Origin of the sequence: Leisingera aquaemixtae (assembly GCF_019801145.1) — a bacterium.
Lineage (GTDB): Bacteria > Pseudomonadota > Alphaproteobacteria > Rhodobacterales > Rhodobacteraceae > Leisingera > Leisingera aquaemixtae_A.
On the sequence record NZ_JAHVJQ010000011.1, the window covers coordinates 72,959 to 97,393 of the forward strand.

Genomic DNA, 24,435 nt, shown 5'->3' on the forward strand with positions numbered 1-24,435 from the left:
GTGTGCTGCAGGCGATGTCTTCAAGGCCGCTCATATTCCGGCTTGCGGTTTTTGTGATCGTGATGCTGGCCGAAGTGCATGCCATTCAATCTGTTTTGCCCTACAGAGAGGATTTCTCCTGCGCGGAAACCACGGTGCCTGGCCTGTGCTTCTGGATGGTCCTCTTGCCACGCCGGGTCATTTACGTGGGCCTTGCCCTGGCATCTGCGGCTGCGCTGAAGCCGTCGCTCTGGCAAGCGGCCCGGTCCGGCCCGGCAGCGGCCTCCTTTGCAAGCCAGAAAGCCGCCTTGCTGCATTTCAGCGGTTTGGCCATGATATTTGTGCCGCTCTGGTGGATCCCGTTCACGGATTTGGAGGCCCAATTTTCCAAGGTGGCGCCTGCTTTGCTGCTGGGCGCCCTTTGCGCAGCCCTGGGGGCAATGCTGTGGCTCATGCCGCTCAGGGCTTGGCGGCAATGGCTGTTCGGGAACGGATTGTTCTTGCCGCTCACTCTGGCGGCCATTTTTGCGCTGCCGGAATTTACCGATGCGGCAAGTTTCCTTTGGGGCGGCAATCAGGTTTTGACCTGGCTTACCTTTGCTGCCGTTGGCCATGTTCTGCTGCTATTCCATGCAGAGGTCACGAGCTTGCCGGAAGAACGCATCTTTGCCCTGAACGACTTTGCCGTTCAGGTTGGAAATACATGCTCCGGCATCGAAGGCATTGCTTTGATTGCCCTCTTCGTGGCTGGCTATGCCCTGCTCTCCGTTGGCACCCTGCGCATGAAACCGTATTGGCTTTTGCTGTTCCCCATCGCCGTTTTACTGAGCTGGGTTTTCAATGTCCTCCGCATTTCCGTGCTGATCTGGCTGGGGGCCAATGTCTCGCCCAAGCTGGCGGTGGACGGGTTTCATTCCTATGCCGGCTGGCTTCTGTTCTCGCTGCTGGCCTTTGGGGTTCTGGCCATCGTCCACAACATGGATTTCTTCCATGAAAGGACCGCCGGCCCCGCCGCCCGGACAGGCCCGCCCCTGGCCGCGGATCCGCTGTTTGCCAGGATCGTGCCCTTCATCCTGTTCATGATCAGCGGCACGCTCACCCCGCTGATCTGGGAGACCCCCGCCGATGGCTACCCGCTGCGGGTGGCGGCGATGCTGCTGGGGCTGGCGCTGTTCTGGCCTGCGCTGAAGACCTTCAAATGGCAGGCCGGGCCGCTGGACTGGCTTACCGGCGGCGCGGTGGCGGCGCTGTGGCTCTGGACCGCCCCGGAGGCCGCCGCCGCCGCCGGGGCGCCCGATCCGTTCTGGATTGCCTGCCGCCTCCTGGGCACGGTGCTGCTGGTGCCGGTGATCGAAGAGCTGTTCTTCCGCGCCTATGTGCTGGAGCGCATCGCCGGAAGCCCCGCGGCGGCGCCCTGGCGGGCGCTGGCCGGGCTGGCAGTCAGCAGCCTGCTGTTTGCGGCGCTGCACGACCGCTGGCTGGCAGGCGCCTTGGCGGGGGCGGCCTTCGGGCTGCTGTATCTGCGCAGCCGCCGCCCCGGCGGCGCGGTGCAGGCGCATATGCTGGCCAACGCCGTCATTGCCGCCGCGGCCCTCGCCGCTGGGGACTTCGGCCTGATCTGAGCGGTTCCGGACCCTCCGGGCCGGCCGGCTGCGTCCGGCTCAGGCTGGCGCAATCTCTTAAAATTTTCCTAACATGCGCTCTAAAGTGTTGATAATGTGCTAATTTTTGCCACATCCTGACCGCGGTCCGCGCCCAGGGTTTGCCTACTTAATCTCCAACGCCAGTTTTTGCATTGGAGATCCGACCATGCCGGCACTGAACAACGTATTTTCGGCGGCTGCCTTCGCAGGACACGCCGGTTCCGCCTTCCGCACCGCCGCAAAGGCCGCCGCCGCGGCTCTGGCACTTGCCGCGCTGCAGCCCGCGGCCGCCGCCGCCCAGCAGACCTATGTGGTGGGCAGCGACCGCGGCGGCTATCTGCATGACCGGCTGATCGAGCTCAGCAACCTGCAGAAGCGCGGGGTGCGGGTCGAGATCCGCGGCAAGGTCTGCTACTCCACCTGCACCATGTTCCTCGGCCTGCCCGGCGCCTGCGTCGATCCCGGCACCACCTTCGGCTTCCACGGCCCCTCGCGCGGCGGCCGCCGCCTGACACAGGAAAAGTTCGACTATTTCAGCCGGGTGATGGCGCAGTACTACCCGGCGCCCTTGAAGGCCTGGTTCATGGCGGAGGGGCGCAACCGGGTTTCCGGGGTGCACAAGATCAAGGGCAGCGAGATCATCCGCATGGGGGTGCCGGCCTGCCGCAGCGCCTGAGCCGCCGCGCTTGCCCCGCGGCGGGCGGGCGGCTATCACCGTCTGACGGCATTTGCCCCGGCGCGCGGCCCCGCGCCGGGAGTTCGCTGCATCGGGGGGGGGGCCGCCGGGAGGCCTGGCATCCGTGCTGTCATCCTTGTTCAACAGGTTCTGGCCGGGAGCCCGGTTTGCGGATCCGGCGCCGGCGGTGCCGCTGTGCGTGATCGGCGACGTGCATGGCTGCCTGGAGCTGCTGGAGCATATGCTGGCGCAGGTGCCGCGGGGCCACCGGATCGTGCTGGCGGGCGATTATACCGACCGCGGCGAGAACAGCGCGGAGGTGCTGCGCTGCCTTAGCGCGCGCCCGGATCTGACCTGCCTGATGGGCAATCACGAGGCCATGCTGCTGGACTTTTTGCGTGATCCGGTCCGTGCGGGCGGAGTCTGGCTCCGCAATGGCGGGCTGCAGACGCTGGCCTCCTTCGGCATCTGCGGGGTGCGGCCGCAGATGACGGCAGCGGAACTGCGCGATTGCCGCGGCCAGCTGCAGGCGGCGATGGGGGAGGGGCTGATTGCCTGGGTGGCCGGGCTGAAGACCTCGGCGCTGTCGGGCAATGTGCTGATGGTGCATGCCGGGGCGGACCCGCGGGCGGCGCCCGATGCGCAGCCGGAGGAGGTGCTGATGTGGGGGCACCCGGAGTTTTTCCGCACCCCGCGCCGCGACGGCATCTGGGTGGTGCACGGGCACACCATCGTCAGCAGGCCCGCAGCAGAGCAGGGCCGGATTGCCATCGACACCGGCGCCTATGCCAGCGGGGTGCTGTCGGCGGTCTGCCTGGACGGCGGCGCGCCGCGGTTCCTGCAGGTGCGCCTCTAGGGGCAGGCCCTGCCAATTTCCCGCCACTGGCCTGGCAGGTCTTCTGACTGGCCAGGCCTGCAGCGCCCTGTGCGGTGCATCCCGGAGACAGCCGGGCGGCAGAAACACGTCCGGGCGGCTCCGGAAATTGTGCCCGGGCCGGGAAAATGCTAACGGTTGCCGGAAGGCAATTGTAACTCAACCTTTTGAGGCCAAAGCAATGAAATCTCTTCTGACCGCTGCCGGCACCGCGGTTTTCACCAGCTGCATGACCCTGTCCGCGGCCTTTGCCGCTGGCCGGGGCAATGGCAATGGCGGCTGGGGCACCGGCAATGGCAACTCCGGCGGCAACGGCTGGAACAACGGCGTCGGCAACCCGCATGGGGTGCCGGAAATCGATGCAAGCGCGGGCCTGCTGGCAGTTGCGGCGGTTGCGGCGGCCCTGGCGCTGGCCTGGGAAGTGAACCGGCGGCGGCGGGCCTGACGCAGGGTCAGGGCACGAGGCTTCCGGGCGCTGCCATTTTTCTGCCGCAAATATTTGGAAAACATTACTCAAGTTTTATTTAGATTTGGGTGTATCCATGATGCATTGCGCTCATAAAAAGTGTGGCCCCTTGCTGAAACGCACTGAATCTCAGGGGGCTGACGATGCATGATCTTGCCTTCACCGCCTCTGCCATGAATGGCGCCGCCGCCAGCCTGCCCCTGTGCCGGATGCGTTCCGGCTTTTATGGCCGGGCGGGAAAGCGGCTGTTCGATCTCGGGCTGGCGCTGCTGCTGCTGCCGGTTCTGGCGCCGGTGATCCTGCTGTTATGGGCTGTCGCGCGCCATGACGGCGGGCCGGGTTTCTTCGGCCATACCCGGGTGGGGCGGGACGGCAGGCGGTTCACCTGCTGGAAGATCCGCAGCATGGTGGCGGATGCCGAAGCGCAGTTGCAGGCGCATCTGGACTCCAGCCCCGAGGCGGCGGCGGAATGGGCCCGCGGCCACAAGCTGGCCAACGATCCGCGCATCAGCCGCCTGGGCCATGTCCTGCGCAAGACCAGCCTGGATGAGCTGCCGCAGATCTGGAACGTGCTGAAGGGCGAGATGAGCTTTGTCGGCCCGCGCCCCGTCGTTGCCGCGGAGCTGGCCAGATACGGCAGCGCCGCCGCCGCCTACCGGGCCCAGACGCCGGGGATCACCGGGCTGTGGCAGGTCTCGGGCCGCAATGCTGTCAGCTATGACGAACGGGTGGCGCTGGATACGGCCTATCTGGCCCGGCGCAGCTTCTCCCGCGATCTCTGGATCATCGCCCGGACCGGGGCCGTCATCCTGCGCAGGACCGGCTGCTGACCCCCGGCGCAGGGCCGCAGGCCTTTCTTCTGAAGGCTGCCCCGTGTATGCGGAATATGATGCGTTCGGCAGGCGCGCTTCATTAACGACGGTAACCGGGTAGCCATGAAACAAACGCCTTTGAATGAAGTCTCTTTCCCGGTCCAGCGCCCGGCGCCCGCAGAAGCGCAGGATGGCGATGTCATCGATCTGGGCGCCCTGGCCGCCACCCTGTGGCGCGGCAAGTGGATCATGGCGCTGGCAACCCTGGCGGCCATTTTCATCGGCGGAGTGTATGCCTTTGCCGTCGCGGTGCCGGTTTATACCTCCAGCGCCGTGGTGATGCTGGAAACCAAACAGCAAAGCGTGGTTGATCTGCAAAGCGTCGTCAGCGGCTTGTCGGGCGATTACGCCGAGGTCAATTCAGAGCTGGAGGTGCTGCAGTCCCGCGGGCTGATGGACAAGGTGGCGGACAAGCTGAACCTGGTGGAGGATCCGGAGTTCAACGGAGCTCTGGTTGAACCGTCTGCCCTGTCGGTTCTGGTCTGGAGGGTGAAATCGGGGATCAAATCGCTCTTGGGCCTGCAGCGCCCGGCCGAGAAGCTGCCGGAGGAGCTGGTGCAGCAGCTGATCCGGGACAGCGTGGTCTCGGCCCTGCTGGACAAGGTGTCGGTGCACAATATTGCCAATACCCTGGTATTCCAAGTTGTTGCGGAGAGCGAATCCGCCCGCAAATCGGCGCTGATCGCCGATACCATCGTGGAGCTCTACATTCTCAACCAGATCGAGGTGAAATTCGACGCCACCGAACAGGCGACAACCTGGCTGACCGGCCGGGTGGCGGAGCTGAAAGCGGAGCTGGAAGACGCCGAGGCCAGGGCCAGTGAATTCAACGCCGGCACCGCGCTGATCTCGGCTGAGGCGCTGCAGGCGCAGGAGGTGCAGCTGAAGGACCTGCGCGAGCGCATTGCCCTGGCCGGGACCGCGGCAGAGGCTGCGCAGGCGCGCTATGACGGGCTGCGCGGCGCAGAGACCCGCGCGGCGCAGGCGGAGGCCGCCCAGGACCGGCAATTGCAGCGGCTGCTGGACCAGGCCGGCACGGCTGCGGGCGGGGCCGCCTTTGACACCGCGTTCCAGCGGCTGCTGGCGCGCGCCGCGCTGGAGGCCCGCCGCGCCGCGCAGCAGCTGCAGACGCTGGTGCTGTCGGAGGCGGAGCTGTCGAGCCAGCTTGCCCGGCAGAGCGGGGATCTGATCACCCTGCAGCAGCTCAGCCGGGAGGCGGAAGCGGTGCGGCTGCTCTATGAGTACTTCCTGACCCGCCTCAAGGAGACCTCGGCCCAAGAGGGCATCCAGAAGGCCGACAGCCGCCTGCTGTCGCGGGCGGTGATCCCGCTGCGGCCCTCGGCGCCGCGGAAATCCCTGATCCTCGCTATGAGCGGCCTCCTGGGGGTGATGCTGGGGGGCGCCGGCGTGCTGCTGCTGGAGGCGCGGCGGCAGGGGTTCCGCTCCGCCCGGGAGCTGGAGCGCAAGACCGGCTGCAGCGTGCTGGGGCAGATCCCGGTGTTTCCGGCCAGCGGCCGCCGCAGGGTGCTGGAGTATCTGGCCGGCAAGCCGTCTTCAGCAACGGCGGAAGCGGTGCGCAACCTGCGCACCTCGCTGATGCTGTCCAATGTCGACCAGCCGCCGCAGGTGGTGGTGATGACCTCCTCGCTGCCGGGGGAGGGCAAGACCACCAACGCGCTGGCGCTGGCGCAGAACTTCACCGGCATCGGCAAGAAGGTGCTGCTGGTCGAGGGCGACATCCGGCGCCGGACCCTGACCGCCCAGCTGAGCCAGGTGCCGCCGCAGGGCATTGTCTCTGTCCTGGCAGGAGATATCCCGGCAGAGGACGCCATCTTCCAGGACCCGCTGTTGGGCTGCGATATCCTGGCGGGGGAAAAGACTTCGGCCAATGCCGCCGACCTGTTTGCCTCGGAGCGGTTCCGGGAGCTGCTGGACGCGATGCGGCAGCGTTATGACGTGATCCTGATCGACACGCCGCCGGTGCTGGCGGTGTCGGATGCGCGGCTGATCGCCCGCAGCGCCGATGCGGTGCTGCTGGCGGTGAAGTGGGACGGCACCGCCGAGCAGGATCTGGCGGAAACCCTGCGGCTGTTCCGGACCGACAACCAGCGCCTGACCGGGATGATCCTGAGCCAGATCAACACCCGCAAGATGAAGCAGTACGGTTACAGTTACGGCAACTACGGCTCGAAATACTACGTAAGCTGAGGCAGCGGGCCCGGCTGGCGCCCATGGCCGGATCAGTTGGTGCTGACGGTGCTCGTGGTGGAGGGGGTCGAACCGCCGCCTGCCGCGGCTGCAAGCCCTGCCGCCGCAGCAGCGGCCCCCAGAGCCGGGGCAATCAGCGGCACGAAGCCGGTGACGCCTTCCGCTTCCGCCGCGGCGGCGGCTTCTCCTGCGTCCAGCAGGGCGGCAATGCACTCGTCCTTGTCTTTGTGATTGGCCTGGTTTTCTTCACAGTCATCCTGACCGTTTGCGGAGGCGGCGGTCTGGGCGGCCGCGCCGGTTGCGGACAGGGCCAGCGCCAAAAGGGCAATCCGGATCATCGTCAATCTCCTAAACCTATTCGGTGCCAAACTATCATGCCCGGCCGGTTCTGAGAATGCCGCATCGCTGCAAAGCTGCATCCGCGGCACCGGAAGCCGCATTTTCCTTTGCCGGCCGCCGCGTTCCCGGCGGCGGGAAACTGCGCCTGCTGCGCAAGCGGGCGGTTTGCCCCGGCGAGGGTTGCCTTGCCGCCTCAGAACGGGAAAGAGACAGGCAGATCCGCCACAGCAGGCAGGCATTTCCGGTCTTTTTTCCTGCCCGCGGGACAGGCCGCCGGAAAACGGGTAAAGGGGCGGCAGGCCAGAAGTACTTTTGACGGTATGAGAGAATTGATTTTCCAGGGGCGGCAATTGCTTTGGGCAGCATTGATGGCTGCCTCTCCGGCCCTGGCCCAGGCGCAAAGCACTTCGAATTACGGCACGCCGGGGCTGATCGAGACGCCCACCGCCGAGATGTATCCCGATGGCACCCTGGCCTTTACCAGCGGCATGCTGGACCGGACCCTGCGGGCCACCATGACCTTCCAGATGCTGCCCTGGGTGCATGGTAGCTTCCGCTATGCGGTGATCGAGGATTTCGACGGGCAAGCCCGCAACCGTTATGACCGCAGCTTCGACCTGCATTTCCTGCTGCGCGAGGAAGGCCGCAGGTCGCCGGCCCTGGCCCTGGGCCTGCGCGACTTCGGCGGCACCGGCATCTATGCCTCGGAATATCTGGTGGCCACCAAAACCATCCGGGAGCGGCTGAAGCTCTCCGGCGGCATCGGCTGGGGGCGGATGGCCGGACGGGGCAGTTTCTCCAACCCGCTGGGGGTGCTGTCCGGCCGTTTCAAAACCCGCCCGGAGGCGGATGCAGGGGGGATTTCAACCACCGGCCAGATCGATTTCGGCAATTGGTTCCGCGGCGATGCCGCGTTTTTCGGCGGCGCCAGCTGGGCCTGGAATGACCGCCTGACCCTGCTCGCGGAATATTCGCCGGATCTCTACACCCAGGAGCGGGAGCGGATCGGCTTCGAGGCCGGCTCCCCGTTCAACTTCGCCGCCCAGTACCGGTTCAGGAACGGGTCGCAGCTGACCGCCTCTTACATGTATGGAAGCACCATAGGCTTCACCTACAGCTATTTCATCGACCCGCGCCAGAGCGTGGCGCCGGGCGGGCAGGGGGCGGCGCCGCCGCCCTTGCTGCCGGCTGACCAGGTGGCGCTGGCCAGCTGGAACCTGCCTCCGGACGCCCCCGCGGACCGCCGCCGGCAGGTGCTGGCGCAGGCCCTCGCGCAGGAGGGGCTGCGGCTGGTCTACCTGGAAGACGCGGGGCAGGCCTTGCGCATCGGGGTGGAAAACGGCCGCTACGGCCAGGCCGCCCAGGCCCTCGGCCGCACCGCGCGGGTGCTGGCCAATACCCAGCCCGCCGGAACGCAGGATTTCGACATTGCGCTGATGGCAAACGGGGTGCCGCTCAGCGCGGTGCGGATCCGCCGCCAGGATCTCTATGAGCTGGAGCATGACCCCGACGGCGCCTGGCGCAGCTTTGCCCGCGCCGAGGTCTCCGACAGCCTGGCGCTGGCCGGCGGCGGAACCGCCGCCGGCGCCTATCCGCATTTCCGCTACCGGTTCGGCCCCTATCTGCAGGCATCCTTCTTCGACCCGGACGCGCCCTTCCGCTACGAGGTCGGCGCCCAGCTGGGGCTCGATTACACGGCTGCCCCCGGGCTGACCCTGTCCGCCGGGCTGCGCCAGCCGTTGGCTGGCACCCTGGATGAGGGCGAGCGCCAGTCGAATTCGGTGATCCAGCGGGTGCGCTCGGACTGGGGGCTTTACGCGCAGGAATCCGACCTGAGGATCGAGCATCTGACCGCCGAATACATCTGGCGGCCGGGGGCGGACCTCTATGCCCGCACCACGGCGGGCTATCTGGAAACCATGTACGGCGGCCTGTCGGCGGAACTGCTGTGGTTCCCGGTCAACAGCCGCCTGGCGCTGGGAGCGGAGCTGAACTATGTGCGGCAGCGCGACTTCGATGTGCTGTTCGGCTTCCAGGACTATGCCACCGCCACCGGCCATGTCTCTGCCTATTACGATCTGCCGGGGGAGTATCACATCCAGGCGGACGCGGGCCGCTACCTGGCCGGCGATTACGGCGCCACGTTCACGCTGGACCGGGAATTTGCCAACGGCTTCAAGGTCGGCGCCTTCTTCACCCTGACCTCGGTGGGGGTCAGCGATTTCGGCGAGGGCAGTTTCGACAAGGGGATCCGGCTGGAGATTCCGGTGTCCTGGCTGACCGGCCGCCCGTCGCGCGACCGGCTGGCGCAGGTGATCCGGCCGGTGCTGCGCGATGGCGGCGCCCGGCTCAACGTGCGCAACCGGCTTTATGGCGTCACCCGCGAGGCGCGCGCCCAGCAGCTGGTCAGGGGATGGGGGAGGTTCATGCGATGAAACGGCTCTGCACCGCCCTGCTCACCCTGCTGCTCCTCTCCTGCGGCGAGGCGCAGGACGAGCTTGATCTGCTGCGCGGCGCGCTGCTGCCCGAGGCGCCCCGGTTCCACCCGCGCGCCTCGGCGCTGGCCTCCATCCGGCCGATCCCGCCGCGGCTGGAGGTGGGGTTCCCGAGCCGCGATCTGAGCGGTGTCATGCTCCTGGAGACCGAGCGCGCGGGCGTGCAGACCTGGCTCACCGCCGATGGCGCCACCATCACCCTCAAACAGGGGTTCCTGACCTCGGCCAAGGGCTTCGGCTCCGGCCTGGCGGCCTCCGATGTGCAGCAAAGCGCGGCTCTGGTGCTGGCCGGGCAGGCGGGCAGGGCGGAGCGGTTCCACAGCTTCCTGAACGGCAACGACCAGATCGAGCTGCACGCCTACAGGTGCGAGGTGGCGCGCCTCGGGCCGGAGGAGGTCTTCCTGCGCGGGGTGCCGGTGCCGGTGCAGAAGCTGGAGGAGCGCTGCCACGGGGTGGCGGAAAGCTTCACAAATACCTATTGGATACGGCAGGGCGCCCCCGCGGTCGTGCAATCCTCGCAGTGGACCGGCGGCTTCCTTGGCAACCTGTTCATGAAGGCGGTGCCGGATGATATTTGACATTAAGCTTATTGGAGGACGCACCGTGCGCCGCATTTCCATCGCCCTCAGCGCCCTGGCCCTGGCTGCACTGGCCGCCGGCTGCTCCACGATCTACCGCAGCCCCGCGGTCAAGGCCGGCGTGTCGGACACCGGCAAGGTCCGGGTGGTGGCGATGACGCCGGAAACCGTGCTGGTGGCCAACCGCGCCGCCTATCAGCCCAAGGCGCTTCCGGCCGTGTTCCAGGTCTCCGCAGGCTCCGGCGCCGGCGCCAGCCCGCGGGGGCTGGGCACCCTGCCCGAGGCGCCCTCGACCCAGGACGGCGGCCGCCAGGGGCTGCGGCTGGACCCGCCGCCTGCCGCCGATCCCGGCCCCTATACCATCGGCACCGGCGATGTGGTGGTGCTGTCCACGCCGTCGACGCAAGGCACCGTGGCCGAGCTGTCGGGGCTGCTGGCGGCGCAGAACAGCCGCAACGGCTACACGGTGCAGGATGACGGCTCGATCAACATCCCGGACGTGGGCCGGGTGCGCATCGCGGGGCTCACCGTGGACGAGGCTGAGGCGCTGCTGTTCCAGCGGCTGGTGGAAAGCCAGATCGATCCGACCTTCAGCCTCGAGGTTGCCGAGTTCAATTCCCGCCGGGTCTCGGTCGGCGGCGCCGTCGGCAAGCCCGGCGTCTATCCCATCACCCTGACGCCGCTCACCCTGGGCGAGGCGCTGGCGGCGGCGGGCTCGGTCTCGGTGGGGGATATCGACACCAGCTCGGTGCGGATCTACCGCGATGGCGCCATGTACCAGATCCCGCTCGAGGATCTCTATGCCCGCTCCGAGCTGCAGCGCCTCATCCTGCTGGCGGATGACTCGGTGTTTGTGGACACCGATTACGACCTTGGCCGCGCCGAGCGCTATTTCGCCCAGCAGATCCAGCTGCAGCAGACCACCCTGGCCGGCCGCCGCGCCGCAATCGACGAGCTGACCGCGGCGCTGACGCTGCGCCGCGCCGACCTCAATGAGCGGCGGGAAAACTTCACCCAGGCGGTGGAGCTGGACGCGGTGGAGCGGGATTACGTCTACCTCAGCGGCGAGGTCCGCACCCAGGGCCGCTACACGCTGCCGTTCGGGCGCAAGGCGACGCTGGCGGATGCGCTGTTCGACACCGGCGGCGGCATCGCCAAGGAGACCGGCGACGCCTCGGAAGTCTATGTGCTGCGCGCCTCGGAGGATATCCGCGAGTTCGGCGCGGTGACCGCCTGGCACCTGGACGTGCGCAACGCCGCGCATCTGCCGCTGGCGGCCCGGTTCGAGCTGCGCCCCGGCGATGTCGTGTTCGTGGCCGAGAACCCGGTGACCCGCTGGGGCCGCACCATCGACCAGATCACCCCCTCGCTGATCACCGCGCCGGTCAATGCGATTGCGGACTGAGATCTCCCTGCAAAGCAGCGGCCTGGGCCGGGAACCGGCCTGAGCGGGCTTTCGCGTTACCTTGCGAGCTGCTCCTCAACCGCGCGCCTGAAACCTTCCTGAAACTGCTTCACGCCAAAATTCGCCGCATGTTCATGGAGCGTGCCGGGGTTGAGGCCAGCAAGGCCTTCTGCCTCGAACCCCCGCACGGCCTCCACTAGGCCGTCAATGCTCTGGTCATCGAACAGCCAGCCGGTTTCACCGTGTTTCACCGTGTCGAGCGCTCCTCCCCGCGCGTAAGCGATCACGGGGCGGCCTGAAGCCTGCGCCTCCACGGGCACGATGCCAAAATCCTCCTCGCCCGGGAAGATCAGCGCTTTGCAGCGCGCCAAATGGTCCCGCAGCACATCGAAATCCACCTTGCCGAGGAACTCAATATTGCTTGCGGCGGCCGCGGCGAATTTGCCCTTGGCTTTTTCCGGGCCTCCGATCACTTTCAGCGGCAGGCCCAGCCGCTCGAATGCCCCGATGGCGATGTCTGGGCGCTTGTAGGGGGCCAGCTCTCCGCACCAAAGGTAAAACTCCTCATGCCCGCCCTGCTTTCGCGGTGAAAACGCCGCCACATCACACGGAGGAAATACAACATCGGCCTCTCTCCGCCAGTATTTCCTCACCCGGTTCGCGACATGGTTCGAATTCGCCAGAAAATGATCCACGCGCGCTGCGGAGGTGACATCCCAGCTTCGCAAGCCCGGCGCAAATACGGGCATTGCAAGCCTGGCAAGGGATCCGGCGCCCTCCCGGTAGGCGTGGTACTGATCCCAAAGGTACCGCATCGGGGAATGCACATAACAGATATGCGGCGCATCGGGGGGGGCAATGACCCCTTTGGCCGGCCCCGCTTCCGTTGATAAGATCAGGTCATAGCCGGTGAGGTCGATCGCTTCCAGCGCCCGGGGCATCAACGGCAAATAGCTCTGGTACATCCTGCGCGCCATTGGCAGGCGGGCAATGAAGGTTTCGAATATGCGATGCCGCCTCAGCTTTTCGGACAGGTTTTCACGGATCGCGACGTGCGTGAAAATATCGGCCTGGGGGTACAGGTCGCAGATTGCTTCCAGTACCTTCTCTCCTCCCCGCATCCCAACAAGCCAGTAATGGATAATTGCAACTTTCATTGTGCATTCCGAATGCTAATCGAGCGGAGACAGGTTTGGGCCGGCATTGATCAGCACCGATACCATCTCTTCATGTGAAGGTTTAGGGGCAAGTGCCGCGGCACAGTGAACCTCTGCTCATGCGGCACGGGGCGGTGCCGCAGGGAATACCGCTGCGCCCGCCAGCAGACGGGAACCCCCGGTCTCCGGCCGGCTCTGATGCGCTGGCAGGATTGCATGCCGGTCATGCCGCCGCTCTCCGCCCGGGATCCTGATGAGCATTGACCTGCCTCTTCATAAGGCCGCTTCTACGGGCTGCGGTTCCCGGAACCGGGCCCGCGTTTGTATTTTGCTGACGTGAAGACGAACACGGCAAAAGATGAGATCAGAAAGAACAAGTGCCCCTCAAAGCGGTTGAAGAGTATTGAGGCCAGCATGTTCGAGAAATATCCGAGAAACACCGCCAGGAAGAATATTTCCCGCCGGGACGCCCGGGCAATTTCAAAGAACAGCAGGAGATATGACAAAGAGAGGGCGAGCCCTCCGTTGTGCATTATCTGAAGGATGAAATTGTGCGGCTCTTCCAGGTGCCTGAGCCAGACAACGGGGCCGTCGTAGGAGAACCCGCCTATGCCCCATCCGAAGATCGGCTTTTGCAGAAACTCGCCGAAAGCAAGGGACCACAGCAGGATTCTGGAAGACGAGCTTGTTAGCTCTGCCGTGTCCAGGGACATGGCCTCATACAGCCGTTGCGTGTAGTACAGGAACACCGGCGTGTTAACGAGGAGAACTCCCAAAATCAGAACGGCGGCAGAGACGGCGCACATCCAGACGATGAACTTCTTACCGCCATGCGCCATGGCGTATATTACCGGGGTGAGGAAAATCAGGGAAATGGCGGCCGAGCGGGCTTCGAAAAAGAGCATCGCGCATAAATAGGCCGGGAGATGAAGCCAGAACCATTTGCTCTTCGTGCACGCCAGATACAGCCAGGCCGAAGCTCCGAACAGAAGCAGGCTCCCGAGGGCGTTCTTGTTAATGGGGGCGCCCCAAATGGAAATGTCAAATCCTTGCTTTCCTCCCAGGAGAGCGCTGGCGGCCGCCGAAAGCAAAAGCAGGAAACTTGCCCAGCCCACGCTCGACGCGATCTCGCAGACCCTTAACCGGCTCAATTCCCGGAAGCTAACCGACACCGAAAGGGGGATCAGGACAAGGAACTCGAGGTGTTTCAGAATTGTGCCTGCATCCCCCAGCAGGCCTGATTGCAGCTGCACCGTCACGACAACGGCAAAGGAAAGGATGAAGGCGAAGAGCGCAAAGGGGTTTGATGCCAGGATCCTGCCCCTGGTCAGCGACGTGTACATTGAAAGAACAAAGAAACACGCAACCGTGACATCCACCACCGACACAAAGCCAACAGGCGTCAGCATGGCGACCGGGACAAAGCATGACCACAGGAGTATCTTGAAGGAAAAAGCAATCATCGCTCAAAAAGCGCCCGGGACGCAGCCGTGATCAGCAAGCCGTGATATCCTGGCGGGGTCCGCACGCCGCAATTACCTTTCAGTGGATAATTTTCTGAATGAAAGAACGGAAGTTTCGATGCCGATGTGCCGCGCAGCGTTATACCTGCCAAGAAATGAAAGTGAAAGCAGGGCAAGAAGGTTCGCAAACGCGCAGCCCATGATGCCGAACACCGGGATGAGCAGCAGATTGAGCGCCACCTGTATGCCAAGCGCGACCCCCACATCGCGGCTGGCCCGCCTTTCCTCGCGGCATAGCGACAGAATGTGGGTCGATGGCCCGCAGACCAGCATCGACATTACGCCCAGCACATAGATCCGCATTGCCCAGGCCCCCTCGGTAAAGCCGGGCCCGAAGACGGACATGGTTTCTTCGGCAAAGATCCAGAGGCCCAGGGTGATAGGTATGCCGGTAACGACAAAAAGCAGCGTCATGGCCGTGACATGCTTTTGCAGCAGGTCCAGATCGCCCTTCCCATGCGCCTCTGCAACAAGGGGTTTGTATTGCAGAAGGACGATGGTCTGCATCAGCCCGGCCATTTCGGCCACCCGTGTGGCAATGCGCACAAGCGCGGCCTCTTCCGGCCCCATGATGAGGCCGATCATCAGCACGTCCACGTGCTGTGTCAGGACGATCCCAATCCCGATAAAGGCGAAATGCGCGCCGCTCATGGCCACCGTGCGGGCGGCAATCCGCGGCGCGGTTGCCGCGGCCTTGCTGGCGCGCAGGCGCTCCCGTGTCGGCTGCAGCATAATCACCGCGCAGAGCAGGCTTCCCAGGATGGCTGCGCTATAGACTGCCGATACCGTTCCGCCGGTGGCTGGCATGCCCAGCCCCCAGGTCAGAAGCGCCCCCAGGATCATCAGCGCCGGATAGGCGATCTGGCTGCCCAGAATCGAACGGACTGCCTGCTTGGCGCCCAAAATCAGCGATTCAGCGTATTTCCGGCAAATCAGAAGGGGCAGCGTGGCAAAGGCTGCAGCCAGTGTCATCCGGTAGGGGCCGAAGAGCGGCGTTGCCAGGCTCAGCAGGAGGCCAATGGCCGCAATGGCCAAAACCAGAGGCGCCGTAACCCTGCCGACAAGCCGCCAGCACGCTTGCCAGACGGGGCCGGACCCTGCCTGATCCGGGCCGTCGCGGGCGAGTTCGCGCATCAGGACTTGATCAAGCCCCATCGACAGCACCCGATTGAGCAGCGCGCTGATTGAGATGGCAAAAGACAACAGCCCGAAGACCTCCACCCCCAGGACGCGGGTCATCACCAGCGTTTGCAGGAACACCAGGAGGAGAGCGATCATTCGCGCGCTCAGCACCTTGGCAAGCGGGGCTAGGAGTCGTTTCACGTAAGAGCCTCTTCTTTTTCCGGTGCCGGTTTCACGCGTCCGCGACACGGGATGCCTGCTGGCGGACGCGGGTGTGCTGGACTGCCGGGCGCCATATCAAAACGCTTCACTGTTCCAGTAGATGGCCTCTGCCGGGGCACAGGCGCGCAGCGCAGGCATGTCCGAAGCGTAAAGCGCTTCCATCCGGGCGCGCATTTCCGGAGAAAGGGACTCGCGGGCCTGCCCGCGCCGCCGGGCCAGCTCCTCGGCCAGCCGGGTGATGGCAAAGCCAATGGCACGCGGTGGAAGACTGCGCGGGACGCGCCGCACCGTTCCTGGCAACGGCCGGGTCTTGAGCGTGCTCCCCAGCCTCGCCAGCCGCAGCATGGCCGGATCATAAAGCCCGGTATTGTTTTCGCCGATCGCTCCGCCCCTCAGAGCTGCGAACAGCGGCGCGGCACTCACCTCCAGATGCTCTGCCACAAGGCCAAGCGCCGTCTCCGGCGCACCCGAGACCTGCTTTTGCGAAAGCACCAGGAAACGCTCGCGCGGGAACAATGTCTGCCACTTCCGCAAGTAGGCTCCATAAAGACCAAAACGCAGTACCTCTGCGGCGCGGCTGTGCTCTCCCGCTTCGAACGCATCAAAACAGCGCTCAAGACCGTCATTCAAGGAAAGCGCCGGCAAGTGCGCGTGGCGCAGCAGGTAGCAATAACTGGAGATGGCGCGGCTGACCGGTTCGCGCAGAACCACAATGAACCGGGCTTCAGGCACCGTCTGCGCAATCCGCTCCATGCTCTGCTTCGAGCACAGGCTATCCGGCCGCTTGATACCCTTTAGGCGGGCAGGCTGACCGGCGCCAAATGCTTCCCAGGGCCGGGTAGCGAAGTCCGGGTCCTCGAAAAAGGTGCTTTCGCCCTTGGGCATATGGATTTCGGGATGGTTTCTCAGGGCAGCTTGCAAGGCGGAGGTGGCCGCTTTCTGCGCGCCCAGGATCATGAAATCGATACTCACGCGTGCCTCTCCGGTTTCGGTGTCTTGCCGGAAGCTTCCGGTGCGCTTGCAATCGCCGCCTCCCAAGCCTGCCGCACCGCGCCGATCGCGTAGGGCTCGGCCATCGGCGCCTGCCGGGCCTTCAGCGCTGCCAGGCGGTCAGGATCCCTGGCCAGGGCGGCAATCTCAAGCGCAAGCCCGTCATGATCGGAGTCATCAAACAGCCCTGCTCCCCCGGCCGGGGCCAGAATACCCTTGGGCCCGATATGCGCCGAGGCCAGAACCGCAAGGCCTGCTGCCAGGGCTTCGGCAATCACGATGCCAAACAGCTCCTCCCAGCCCCTCACGCGCTGCGACGGCAGCACCAGAACATCGTGAGCGGCCATTGTTTCAGCAAGTTCTTCACGGTCATGGAGCGGCCCCAAGAAGCGGATCCCCTTTTGCGGTGCGCGTTCCAGCTCCGCGGCAAGGTCGCCGTTGCCCACAATCGTGAGTTCAACGCCCTGTGCTGCCAGCTCCGGCATGATCTTGCGCAAAACAAGCACCCCCTTCTTGGCGGTCACCTCCCCCACGAACAACAGCTTGAGGAGGCGGTTCCGGGAGGGGGCTTGCAGGGCACGCGCTTTGCCCGCCTCAAAGAAGGCATCGGGCACGGCATGGGGGATCACCTGCGCGCTCGCCCCCATCTGCGACTTGACGGCGTCTGCCGCCGCCGGCGTCACGGCAATGACAGAAACGTTGGGATGTGAGAGAAACGCCCGCCAGATCCGCAGGAGCGCCGGTCTCAGCAATACAGGCTGCCGCGGTGTATGGTCCGCCCGCCAATCGTGCCAGGATGTATGGTAGAGAACCCGGTTTCTGCGGGCCAGCCCGCGGTAAAGCAGGAGCCGCCAGTCCCAGGGCGCAAACCCCATGACAATGATCTCATCCCGCACCCGCCACTGGCGCAAACGAAAGGCCAGATCCTCCAGCGCGTTCCGGGTGCGCTGAACCAGCGGGGTCCGGTCCTTCAAGCCGGCCCGCAGCCACTCCTTCAGCACCGAATAGCGATGCGCACCGGTAAGCTGTGCAGTCCCGCACGCCGCCAGTTCGTACAGCGCGGGGAAATACTTCGCCGGGTTCGTTTCATGCAGGATGCGCAGCCTGGGACCTGTCATGCAGCGGCCTTCCGGCACAGGCTGACCAGTCCGCGCGCCTGGCCTTCCCAGGAGAACCGCGCCGCCCAGCTGCGGCCGGCGGCAGAGACTTGGCGCCAGCGCTCCGGGTCCTCCATGAGGTTGCCGATTGCGGCACTGATGCTTTTGGGGTCCTCTGCTTCGCAATAGACGGCTGCGCCGCCGCAGCGTTCGCTCAAGCTGGGAATGCGCGATGCCACCACCGGGCAGCCAAAAGCCATGGCCTCGATGGGAGGCAATGGCGACGCTTCGTAAAACGAGGGAAACAACATGAACCTTGCCCCTGCGCAAGCTGCATAGACCCGCTCAGCATCATCGATTTGCCCCCAGAATTCGATTCTATTCCCGATCTCGCCGGGAATGCTGAAGCTTGGCCCGTCAAATGATGCGCCGGTTGCACCAATCACCACAAACCGCATCCCGGGATAAGCGCGCAAAAAATCCACCGCGCCTTGAAGAACACCATGTGCGTTCTTTCTTTTGGTGAGAGAGCCGACATAGAGCCCGTAACCCCGGTCTTCGGCCTTTGGCATTTCCGCGTTTTGCAGCTCTTTGACACGATGATCGGGAATGCCGCCATTTTGCAAATAGCTCAGCCGGGGGCTTCCCTCCAAAAACGGATAATGCGTTTCGATGGCATTCTGTTCTGCTTGCGACACCGTCGCGACATGGCTGCTGAAACGGAGAACCAGAGGCATGAGTGCATTGTAAAATGCACGAAACTTCCAGTTATAGGCAGAGGGAAAGTACTTGTACGATAGATCATGCACCATCGTGACCACTTTATGATGCGGCATGAGAAGCGGCAGCACGGGAGCAGTGTTGCCCAGGCATAAAAGCGGATCTCTCCCTGCATAAAGCGGCAGTTCCAGCTGCTCCCAGGCATGGCCGGTCAAACGGCCCACACGCTCGATTTGAATCGTCTTCAGATCAGGCCGAGCGATGATGCTGCCCTTCGCCGGAGCAAGCAGTCTTGGGGCGGGAATCTGGCCGATTCCGGCCAGGTGGTCTAGCTGCGCTAAGATTTCTCTCGCAACCCTCTGCACGCCAGTAATATTCTGAACCAAGAAGCGGCCGTTCAACGTAAATTTCACCATTGCCGTTTCCTCTTGTCAGCTGCCGCCAAACAGATCCCTCGTGCCCCCCTTTTCAGCCGCATCACGGATCCCGCCGGCCGGCCGGCTGCGGAAGACCCCGTCTCCGGGCAAACGGCGCGCTGAGGCTTGAAAAAAGGCCTCCTTGCCCAGGATCGGGGCAGACTGCCAGGGGCAGTTCTTGCGCGGCAGGGGCCGCAAGCGTGCTCCGGAACCTCCGCACGGGAGGGCGGGGTTAATCAACATGATTAAATACTCGATCAATGGCTTGTTGCATTCAGGTCGTAGTGAATGACCTTCTCAGAGACAAGCCAAACAGCAGTACCGCAATAAATTTCATCATGGGCTCTACCCCTGGCGAATGAGCTGAAGCACAGCGTGTCAGCGGCGGGGACGGAAACGATGGAACTGGCGGGATTTGGTAAGGCTGCAGGCTCCGTTCGGAAAAAAATCAGCTCAAATGCGGGTCCAAGGGGGGATAGGCCATTCGCCAGCAAGCAGACTGCTGCTGAGCAGAAATGCCGGCCCATAAGAAACAAGCCAAGACCTATTTGCCTCCTGTCCGGCACGCCAAGCTTGAGGCTTCGGCTGAAGCCAAGGGGCAAACCGTTCCGGCCGTCTCCGGGCCCCGCGCCTCAACGGTTCAGGATATCGCGGTGGTAGCGGCCCATCAGCACCAGCCCCAGCGCCAGCAGGATCAGGCTGAGGGCCAGCACATAGGTCACGCTGGCGTAAGAGGCGGTATAGCTGGGGTAAAAGCCGCTGCGCATCAGCCCGGTGATATGCATCAGCGGGTTGTACCACAGGATATTCTGCGCCAGCGGCGGCATGTCGTCATAGAGAAAGAAGACCCCGGAGGCCAGGAATAGCGGCCGGGTTAGGACAGACCAGGCCACTTCCCACAAGGGGAATAGCCCCATCAGCGCGCAGTTGAGTGTGCCCAGCCCCAGCCCCAGAGCCATTGCCAGCGCCATTGCCAGCACCGCCGCAGGCAGGTCCAGAACCGTGCGGCTGTCGGTGACCGCCAGCACGCCGCCCAGCAGCAGAATGGCCACCAGGGCGCCGGTCAGGCTGTTCAGCAGGAACCGGGCCAGCACCGCATCCAGCCAGGTCACCGCCGGGAACTTCAGGAGCGACTTGGAGAAGCCCACCGCCCGGGCGGTGGTGTTGGAGACCGAATTATAGAGGTCGAACGGCAGGTAGCCGGTGGCGTAGAACAGCAGGAAGCTGGTCCCCAGCGACGGGGTCCGGATCACCAGCGAGAAGCCGATGGAGAGAAACAGGATTGCCGCCAGCGGCTCCAGCACCGCCCAGAGGTAGCCGCCGGGGGTGCGGCCGTAGCGGGTCGACATCTCGCGCAGCACCAGCGCCGCCACGGTGCGCAGCGAGGCAAAGCGGCGCGCCCGCCCGACGGCGGGCCGCAGGGCCGGAGACTGGTCCGGAGCGGCGTCCGGAGAGAGCTCCGGGGGCCGGGCAGAGGGCCGGGCCGCAGATGGTGTGGTGGTCATGAATACCCATTGTGAATGCGCGCGGTGCAGGCGATACTATGAAAGAAAGACGAGGCAATTACAAACGGCTGCAGGCCGGGATAGCAGATTATGAAACAGGATCGCCCGGCGGCGCGGCAGAAGGCTGCCGCCCAGTTCCGCACCGGCCGCAAACGCGCAGATCAGGCCCCGCCGCCCGCCCCGGAGACGCCCGGCGGCGAGGCTGGAGCCGCGGAAAAAGGGGCCGCTGCAGCGGCCGCCGGGGCCGGGCAGAAGCGCGGCGCGGCGGGGGGCAGGAAGCTCCGGAAGCTGCGCCGCAAGATGCGCGAGGCCGAGGCCAGGCAGGCCGCGCTGGCCGAGAAGGCGGGGCGGCTGGAACAGCAGATCGCCCAGACCCCGGCCTATCCGGTGGCCCGGCCCGCGCACCTGAAGCCGCGCCACCGCGGGCTGATCGCCAGCTTTGCGGTGCTGGTGCTGCTGCCGCTGGCGGCGGTGGTGTTCTATCTGTTTGCGGTGGCCGAGGACCAGTATGCCTCCACCGCGGGCTTCACCGTGCGCAGCCAGGAAAGCTCCGGCGCCAATGACCTGCTGGGCGGGCTGGCCACATTTGCCGGCGCCTCCACCGCCTCGGACAGCGACATCCTCTATGAGTTCATCCAGAGCCAGGAAATGGCCGAGGCGGTCAATGCCCGGGTGGACCTGCGCGCCCATTACAGCCAGCACTGGCCAGGCGACTGGGTGTTCTCGATCTGGCCCGATGCCACCCTGGAGGAGCTGGTCTGGTTCTGGCAGCGCGTCGCCCGCATCTCCTATGACAGCGGCTCCGGGCTGACCGAGCTGCAGGTCACAGCTTTTGATGCCGAAACCGCCCGGGCGATCACCCGCGCCGTGGTCGAGAAAAGCCAGATCCGCATCAATGCGCTCAACGACCAGGCCCGCGCCGATGCCATGCGCTATGCCGAAACCGACCTGGAGGAGGCGGTGGAACGGCTGAAGGCCGCGCGCGAGGCGCTGACCCGGTTCCGCACCCGCACCCGCATCGTCGATCCCGAGGCCGACATCCAGGGCCGCATGGGGGTGATGAACAACCTGCAGCAGCAGCTGGCCGAGGCGCTCATTGAATACGACCTGCTTGCGGGCTCGGTGGCCGAAAGCGACGTGCGGCTGAAGAAGGCGCAGCAGCAGATCGAGGTGATCCGCGGGCGCATCAATATCGAGCGCCAGACCTTCGCCTCCAGCAACACCGACACCGGCGGCGTCGGCGAGGATTACCCGACCCTGATTTCCGAGTTCGAGCGGCTGACGGTGGACCGCGAGTTTGCCGAGGAAACCTACCGCGCGGCGCTGGCGGCGCTGGAGGTGGCGCGCGACGAGGCCGCCCGCCAGAGCCGCTACCTGGCCACCTATATCACCCCGACCCTGGCCGAGGAGGCGGAGTACCCGCGCCGGTTCATGCTAAGCGCGCTCGCTGCCCTGTTCCTGCTGCTGGGCTGGTCGATCGGGGCGCTGGTCTATTACTCGGTCCGCGACCGCAGCTGAGGGCAGGGCGATGATCCGGCTGGAGAACCTGACCAAGAGCTTCCGGCTCAAGGGCGAGCGCAAGGTGGTGATCGACAATCTGAACCTGACGCTGCCGCCGGGGCGCTCGCTGGCGCTCCTGGGGCGCAACGGCGCCGGCAAGTCGACGCTGCTGCAGATCATCGCGGGCACGCTCAGGCCTGACAGCGGGCGGGTGGTCTCGGACGGCACCATCTCCTGGCCGGTAGGGCTGGGCGGGTCGTTCCACAAGGATCTGACCGGGGCGGAAAACGTCCGCTTCATCGCCCGGATCTATGGCGTCGACACCGATGACCTGGTGAACTTCGTCGGCGATTTTGCGGAACTGGGAAAATTCTACCACATGCCGATGCGCGGCTATTCCTCCGGCATGCGCTCGCGGCTGACCTTCGGCGCCTCGATGGGGATCCGCTTCGACACCTATCTGGTCGATGAGGTGACCGCGGTTGGCGACCAGGCCTTCCGCCGCAAGAGCCGCGCGGTCTTTGCCGACCGGATGAAGCTGTCGGGCGCCATCATGGTCAGCCACTCGATGAGCCAGATCCGCCAGTTCTGCGATGCCGGCCTGGTGCTGGAAGCCGGGCGGGTGCGCTATTTCGATGACCTGGAGGAGGCCATCGCGGTGCATGAGGAAATGCTGGAATAACAGCCCAGCTGCCCGCCGGCGGGTTTCTGCGGCTGCACGGCAATGAGCAATTTATTTCTGCGCGCAGCTCCAGTATGCAGCTCCCGTGTGATTGAGGGTGCCGGGCAAAGGAGTTTACCGATGGCGAAGGACATGCTGGCTGCAACAGGCGCGGCGGCGCTGCAGGGGCTGATATGGCCGGAGCTTGGCATCTGCACCGAGCAGGAGCTGTACCTGCGGCCGCAGGGGCCGGTTGCGGTGCTGCCGGATCAGCGCGAGCTGCGCTTCGAGGCAGGCGGCCATGTGTCCTTCGGCAGCTGGTTCAATCTGTTCAACCTGGAGAAATGGCAGCGCGAATGCGGGCTGCAGAGCCTGAGTTTGGAGCTGCAAGGCGAGGGCGCCTTTGAGCTGGTGGTGTTCCTGGTGCCGCGCGGCCAGTCCTGGGACCGGGTGGTGAGCACCTATGCGGAGTTTCCGCAGGACGGGCGGTTGCGGGTGGATCTGGACCATGTGCTGGCGCCCGGTTTCAGGCCCGGGGTGCTGTTCTTCGAGCTGCGCGCGATGGGGCCGGGACGGCTGTCCGGGGCCAGCTGGCAGACCCGGGACGCGCCGCGGCGGGCGCCGCAGCTGGCGCTGGCGGTCACCACCTTCAAGCGCGAGGCGGCGGTGGCGCGCACGGTGGAGCGGTTCGCGGCCTTCCGCGACTCCTCCTGGATGAAGCCGCATGTGCAGATGATCGTCACCGACAACGGCCAGTCGGTGGATCTGCCGCCGCGCGAGGGCGTCACCCTGGTGCCGAACGAGAACCTGGGCGGCGCAGGCGGCTTCACCCGCGGCCTCTTGGAGGCACGGGCGCAGGGCGCCTCGCACTGCCTGTTCATGGATGACGACGCCTCGATCCACATGCAGAGCCTGGAACGCACCTGGATGTTCCTGGCCTATGCCGAGGATCCCAAAACCGCGGTGGCCGGCGCTATGATCAGCGAGCAGCACCGCTGGGCGATCTGGGAAAACGGCGCCCGGTTCTTCGCCCGCTGCCAGCCGCTGCACATGGGCACCGACTTGCGCGACATGGCGCGGATGCTGGCGATGGAGCATGAGACGGCGCAGCCGGTGCCGGAGGATTTCTACGGCGGCTGGTGGTATTTCGCCTTCCCGGTGGCGCAGGCAGAGCACCTGGCCTTCCCGTTTTTCGTGCGCGGCGACGATGTCAGCTTCTCGCTGGCCAATGATTTCAACATCACCACCCTCAACGGGGTGGTCTCGTTCCAGGAAAGCTTCACCGAGAAGGAAAGCCCGCAGACCTGGTACCTGGACCTGCGCAGCCATATGGCGCACCACCTGAGCCTGCCGCAGATGGACGTGGGCGCGCGGGGGGTGCTGAAGATCGCCGCCTGGTTCTTCCTGCGCAACCTGCCGCGGATGCATTACGACACCCTGGCCGCCATCAACCTGGCGGTGGAGGACGTGATGCAAGGCCCCGGCTTCTTTGACGAAAACGCCGACATGGCCGGGCGCCGGGCGGACCTGAAGGCGCTGACCACCAGCGAAGCATGGCAGGATCTGGACCCGCGCCGGGAGCTGCCGCCGGTGCGCCACCACCCGCCCGCGGCCTGGAAGCGGCATCTGATGAAGCTGACCCTCAACGGCCTGCTGATCCCTGGCTTTGCCCGGCTGGGCGGCAAGATCACGCTGGAGGCGCAGAACCGCAGCCACATCGGCTTTGCCTGGGGCGCGGCAGAGATCACCTGCCTCAATGCGGAGCGCACGAAATCCTACACCGTCCGCCATTCGAAATCTGCCGCCTGGCGCGAGACCGGGCGCTTCCTGCGCAACGCCCGCGCCTTCCTGAAGGGCTATGATGCTCTGGCCGCGGAATACCGCAGCCGCTACGGGCAGCTGACCAGCGATGACTACTGGCAGGCCAGGCTGGGCTTTGCCGCACCGCAGGAGCGGCAGGCGGCGGAGTAACAGCCGGAACGGCGGA

The 24,435-nt window shown here is 65.2% G+C and carries 20 protein-coding genes; 12 read left to right on the forward strand and 8 right to left on the reverse strand.

Annotation, left to right across the window (positions count from 1 at the left end; translation table 11 throughout):
• Positions 1-62 precede the first annotated feature (62 nt).
• The 6 genes from xrtE to KUW17_RS20120 all read left to right on the forward strand — a co-directional run bounded on the left by xrtE (position 63) and on the right by KUW17_RS20120 (position 6,718).
• Positions 63-1,601, forward strand: coding sequence for an exosortase E/protease, VPEID-CTERM system (gene xrtE / locus KUW17_RS20095; RefSeq protein WP_261397312.1), 1,539 nt, complete (start codon positions 63-65; stop codon positions 1,599-1,601).
• 187 nt (positions 1,602-1,788) lie between these two features.
• Positions 1,789-2,298, forward strand: a complete 510-nt coding sequence (locus KUW17_RS20100; protein ID WP_222482093.1) for a hypothetical protein — start codon at positions 1,789-1,791, stop codon at positions 2,296-2,298.
• A 124-nt stretch (positions 2,299-2,422) separates the two neighbouring features.
• Entirely contained in the window at positions 2,423-3,154 is a 732-nt protein-coding gene (locus KUW17_RS20105) for a metallophosphoesterase (protein WP_315899414.1), read from the forward strand.
• Between the two features lie 199 nt (positions 3,155-3,353).
• Positions 3,354-3,617 carry a VPEID-CTERM sorting domain-containing protein gene (locus tag KUW17_RS20110; protein WP_222482094.1) on the forward strand — a complete coding sequence of 88 codons (264 nt, stop codon included), beginning with the start codon at positions 3,354-3,356 and terminating at the stop codon, positions 3,615-3,617.
• A 194-nt stretch (positions 3,618-3,811) separates the two neighbouring features.
• On the forward strand, positions 3,812-4,468 hold the full coding sequence (locus tag KUW17_RS20115; protein WP_409996785.1) for a sugar transferase: 657 nt from the start codon (positions 3,812-3,814) through the stop codon (positions 4,466-4,468).
• A gap of 105 nt (positions 4,469-4,573) precedes the next feature.
• On the forward strand, positions 4,574-6,718 hold the full coding sequence (locus tag KUW17_RS20120) for a polysaccharide biosynthesis tyrosine autokinase (RefSeq protein ID WP_222482096.1): 2,145 nt from the start codon (positions 4,574-4,576) through the stop codon (positions 6,716-6,718).
• Positions 6,719-6,750: 32 nt separating this feature from the next.
• Here KUW17_RS20120 and KUW17_RS20125 read toward each other — a convergent pair whose 3' ends face one another.
• Entirely contained in the window at positions 6,751-7,056 is a 306-nt protein-coding gene (locus tag KUW17_RS20125; protein WP_222482097.1) for a hypothetical protein, read from the reverse strand.
• A gap of 369 nt (positions 7,057-7,425) precedes the next feature.
• Between KUW17_RS20125 and KUW17_RS20130 the strand changes: the two genes are divergently transcribed.
• The 3 genes from KUW17_RS20130 to KUW17_RS20140 are packed head-to-tail and all read left to right on the forward strand — an operon-like array spanning position 7,426 to position 11,535.
• A complete protein-coding gene (locus KUW17_RS20130) occupies positions 7,426-9,492 on the forward strand; it encodes a YjbH domain-containing protein (RefSeq protein ID WP_222482098.1) in 2,067 nt (688 codons plus the stop codon).
• Positions 9,489-10,130 carry a YjbF family lipoprotein gene (locus KUW17_RS20135; protein ID WP_261397313.1) on the forward strand — a complete coding sequence of 214 codons (642 nt, stop codon included), beginning with the start codon at positions 9,489-9,491 and terminating at the stop codon, positions 10,128-10,130. Before KUW17_RS20130 ends, KUW17_RS20135 begins: the two co-directional genes overlap by 4 nt.
• Positions 10,120-11,535: a polysaccharide biosynthesis/export family protein gene (locus tag KUW17_RS20140; RefSeq protein ID WP_261397314.1), complete on the forward strand. Its 1,416-nt coding sequence runs from the start codon at positions 10,120-10,122 to the stop codon at positions 11,533-11,535. The genes KUW17_RS20135 and KUW17_RS20140 overlap by 11 nt, the downstream gene beginning before the upstream one ends.
• 56 nt (positions 11,536-11,591) lie before the next feature.
• On the opposite strand, the gene KUW17_RS20145 is transcribed toward KUW17_RS20140, so the two are convergent.
• The 7 genes from KUW17_RS20145 to KUW17_RS20175 form a co-directional block, all read right to left on the reverse strand.
• Entirely contained in the window at positions 11,592-12,692 is a 1,101-nt protein-coding gene (locus KUW17_RS20145) for a glycosyltransferase (protein WP_222482099.1), read from the reverse strand.
• 287 nt (positions 12,693-12,979) lie between these two features.
• Complete coding sequence (locus tag KUW17_RS20150) at positions 12,980-14,155, reverse strand: O-antigen ligase family protein (protein WP_222482100.1); 1,176 nt, start codon at positions 14,153-14,155, stop codon at positions 12,980-12,982.
• A 72-nt stretch (positions 14,156-14,227) separates the two neighbouring features.
• Entirely contained in the window at positions 14,228-15,493 is a 1,266-nt protein-coding gene (locus tag KUW17_RS20155; protein WP_222482101.1) for a polysaccharide biosynthesis C-terminal domain-containing protein, read from the reverse strand.
• A 141-nt stretch (positions 15,494-15,634) separates the two neighbouring features.
• Positions 15,635-16,531 carry a sulfotransferase family protein gene (locus KUW17_RS20160; RefSeq protein WP_222482102.1) on the reverse strand — a complete coding sequence of 299 codons (897 nt, stop codon included), beginning with the start codon at positions 16,529-16,531 and terminating at the stop codon, positions 15,635-15,637.
• Positions 16,528-17,667, reverse strand: a complete 1,140-nt coding sequence (locus tag KUW17_RS20165; RefSeq protein ID WP_222482103.1) for a glycosyltransferase family 4 protein — start codon at positions 17,665-17,667, stop codon at positions 16,528-16,530. Before KUW17_RS20165 ends, KUW17_RS20160 begins: the two co-directional genes overlap by 4 nt.
• Positions 17,664-18,782 carry a glycosyltransferase family 4 protein gene (locus KUW17_RS20170; protein ID WP_222482104.1) on the reverse strand — a complete coding sequence of 373 codons (1,119 nt, stop codon included), beginning with the start codon at positions 18,780-18,782 and terminating at the stop codon, positions 17,664-17,666. Before KUW17_RS20170 ends, KUW17_RS20165 begins: the two co-directional genes overlap by 4 nt.
• A 632-nt stretch (positions 18,783-19,414) precedes the next feature.
• Positions 19,415-20,287, reverse strand: coding sequence for an ABC transporter permease (locus KUW17_RS20175; protein WP_222482105.1), 873 nt, complete (start codon positions 20,285-20,287; stop codon positions 19,415-19,417).
• A 90-nt stretch (positions 20,288-20,377) separates the two neighbouring features.
• Between KUW17_RS20175 and KUW17_RS20180 the strand changes: the two genes are divergently transcribed.
• The 3 genes from KUW17_RS20180 to KUW17_RS20190 all read left to right on the forward strand — a co-directional run bounded on the left by KUW17_RS20180 (position 20,378) and on the right by KUW17_RS20190 (position 24,419).
• Complete coding sequence (locus KUW17_RS20180; protein ID WP_222482106.1) at positions 20,378-21,805, forward strand: sugar transporter; 1,428 nt, start codon at positions 20,378-20,380, stop codon at positions 21,803-21,805.
• Positions 21,806-21,815: 10 nt separating this feature from the next.
• Positions 21,816-22,469 carry an ABC transporter ATP-binding protein gene (locus tag KUW17_RS20185; RefSeq protein WP_222482107.1) on the forward strand — a complete coding sequence of 218 codons (654 nt, stop codon included), beginning with the start codon at positions 21,816-21,818 and terminating at the stop codon, positions 22,467-22,469.
• A 120-nt stretch (positions 22,470-22,589) separates the two neighbouring features.
• The gene (locus KUW17_RS20190; protein WP_222482108.1) at positions 22,590-24,419 is read left to right on the forward strand and encodes a glycosyltransferase; all 1,830 of its coding nucleotides are present in this window, start codon (positions 22,590-22,592) and stop codon (positions 24,417-24,419) included.
• Positions 24,420-24,435: the final 16 nt, after the last annotated feature.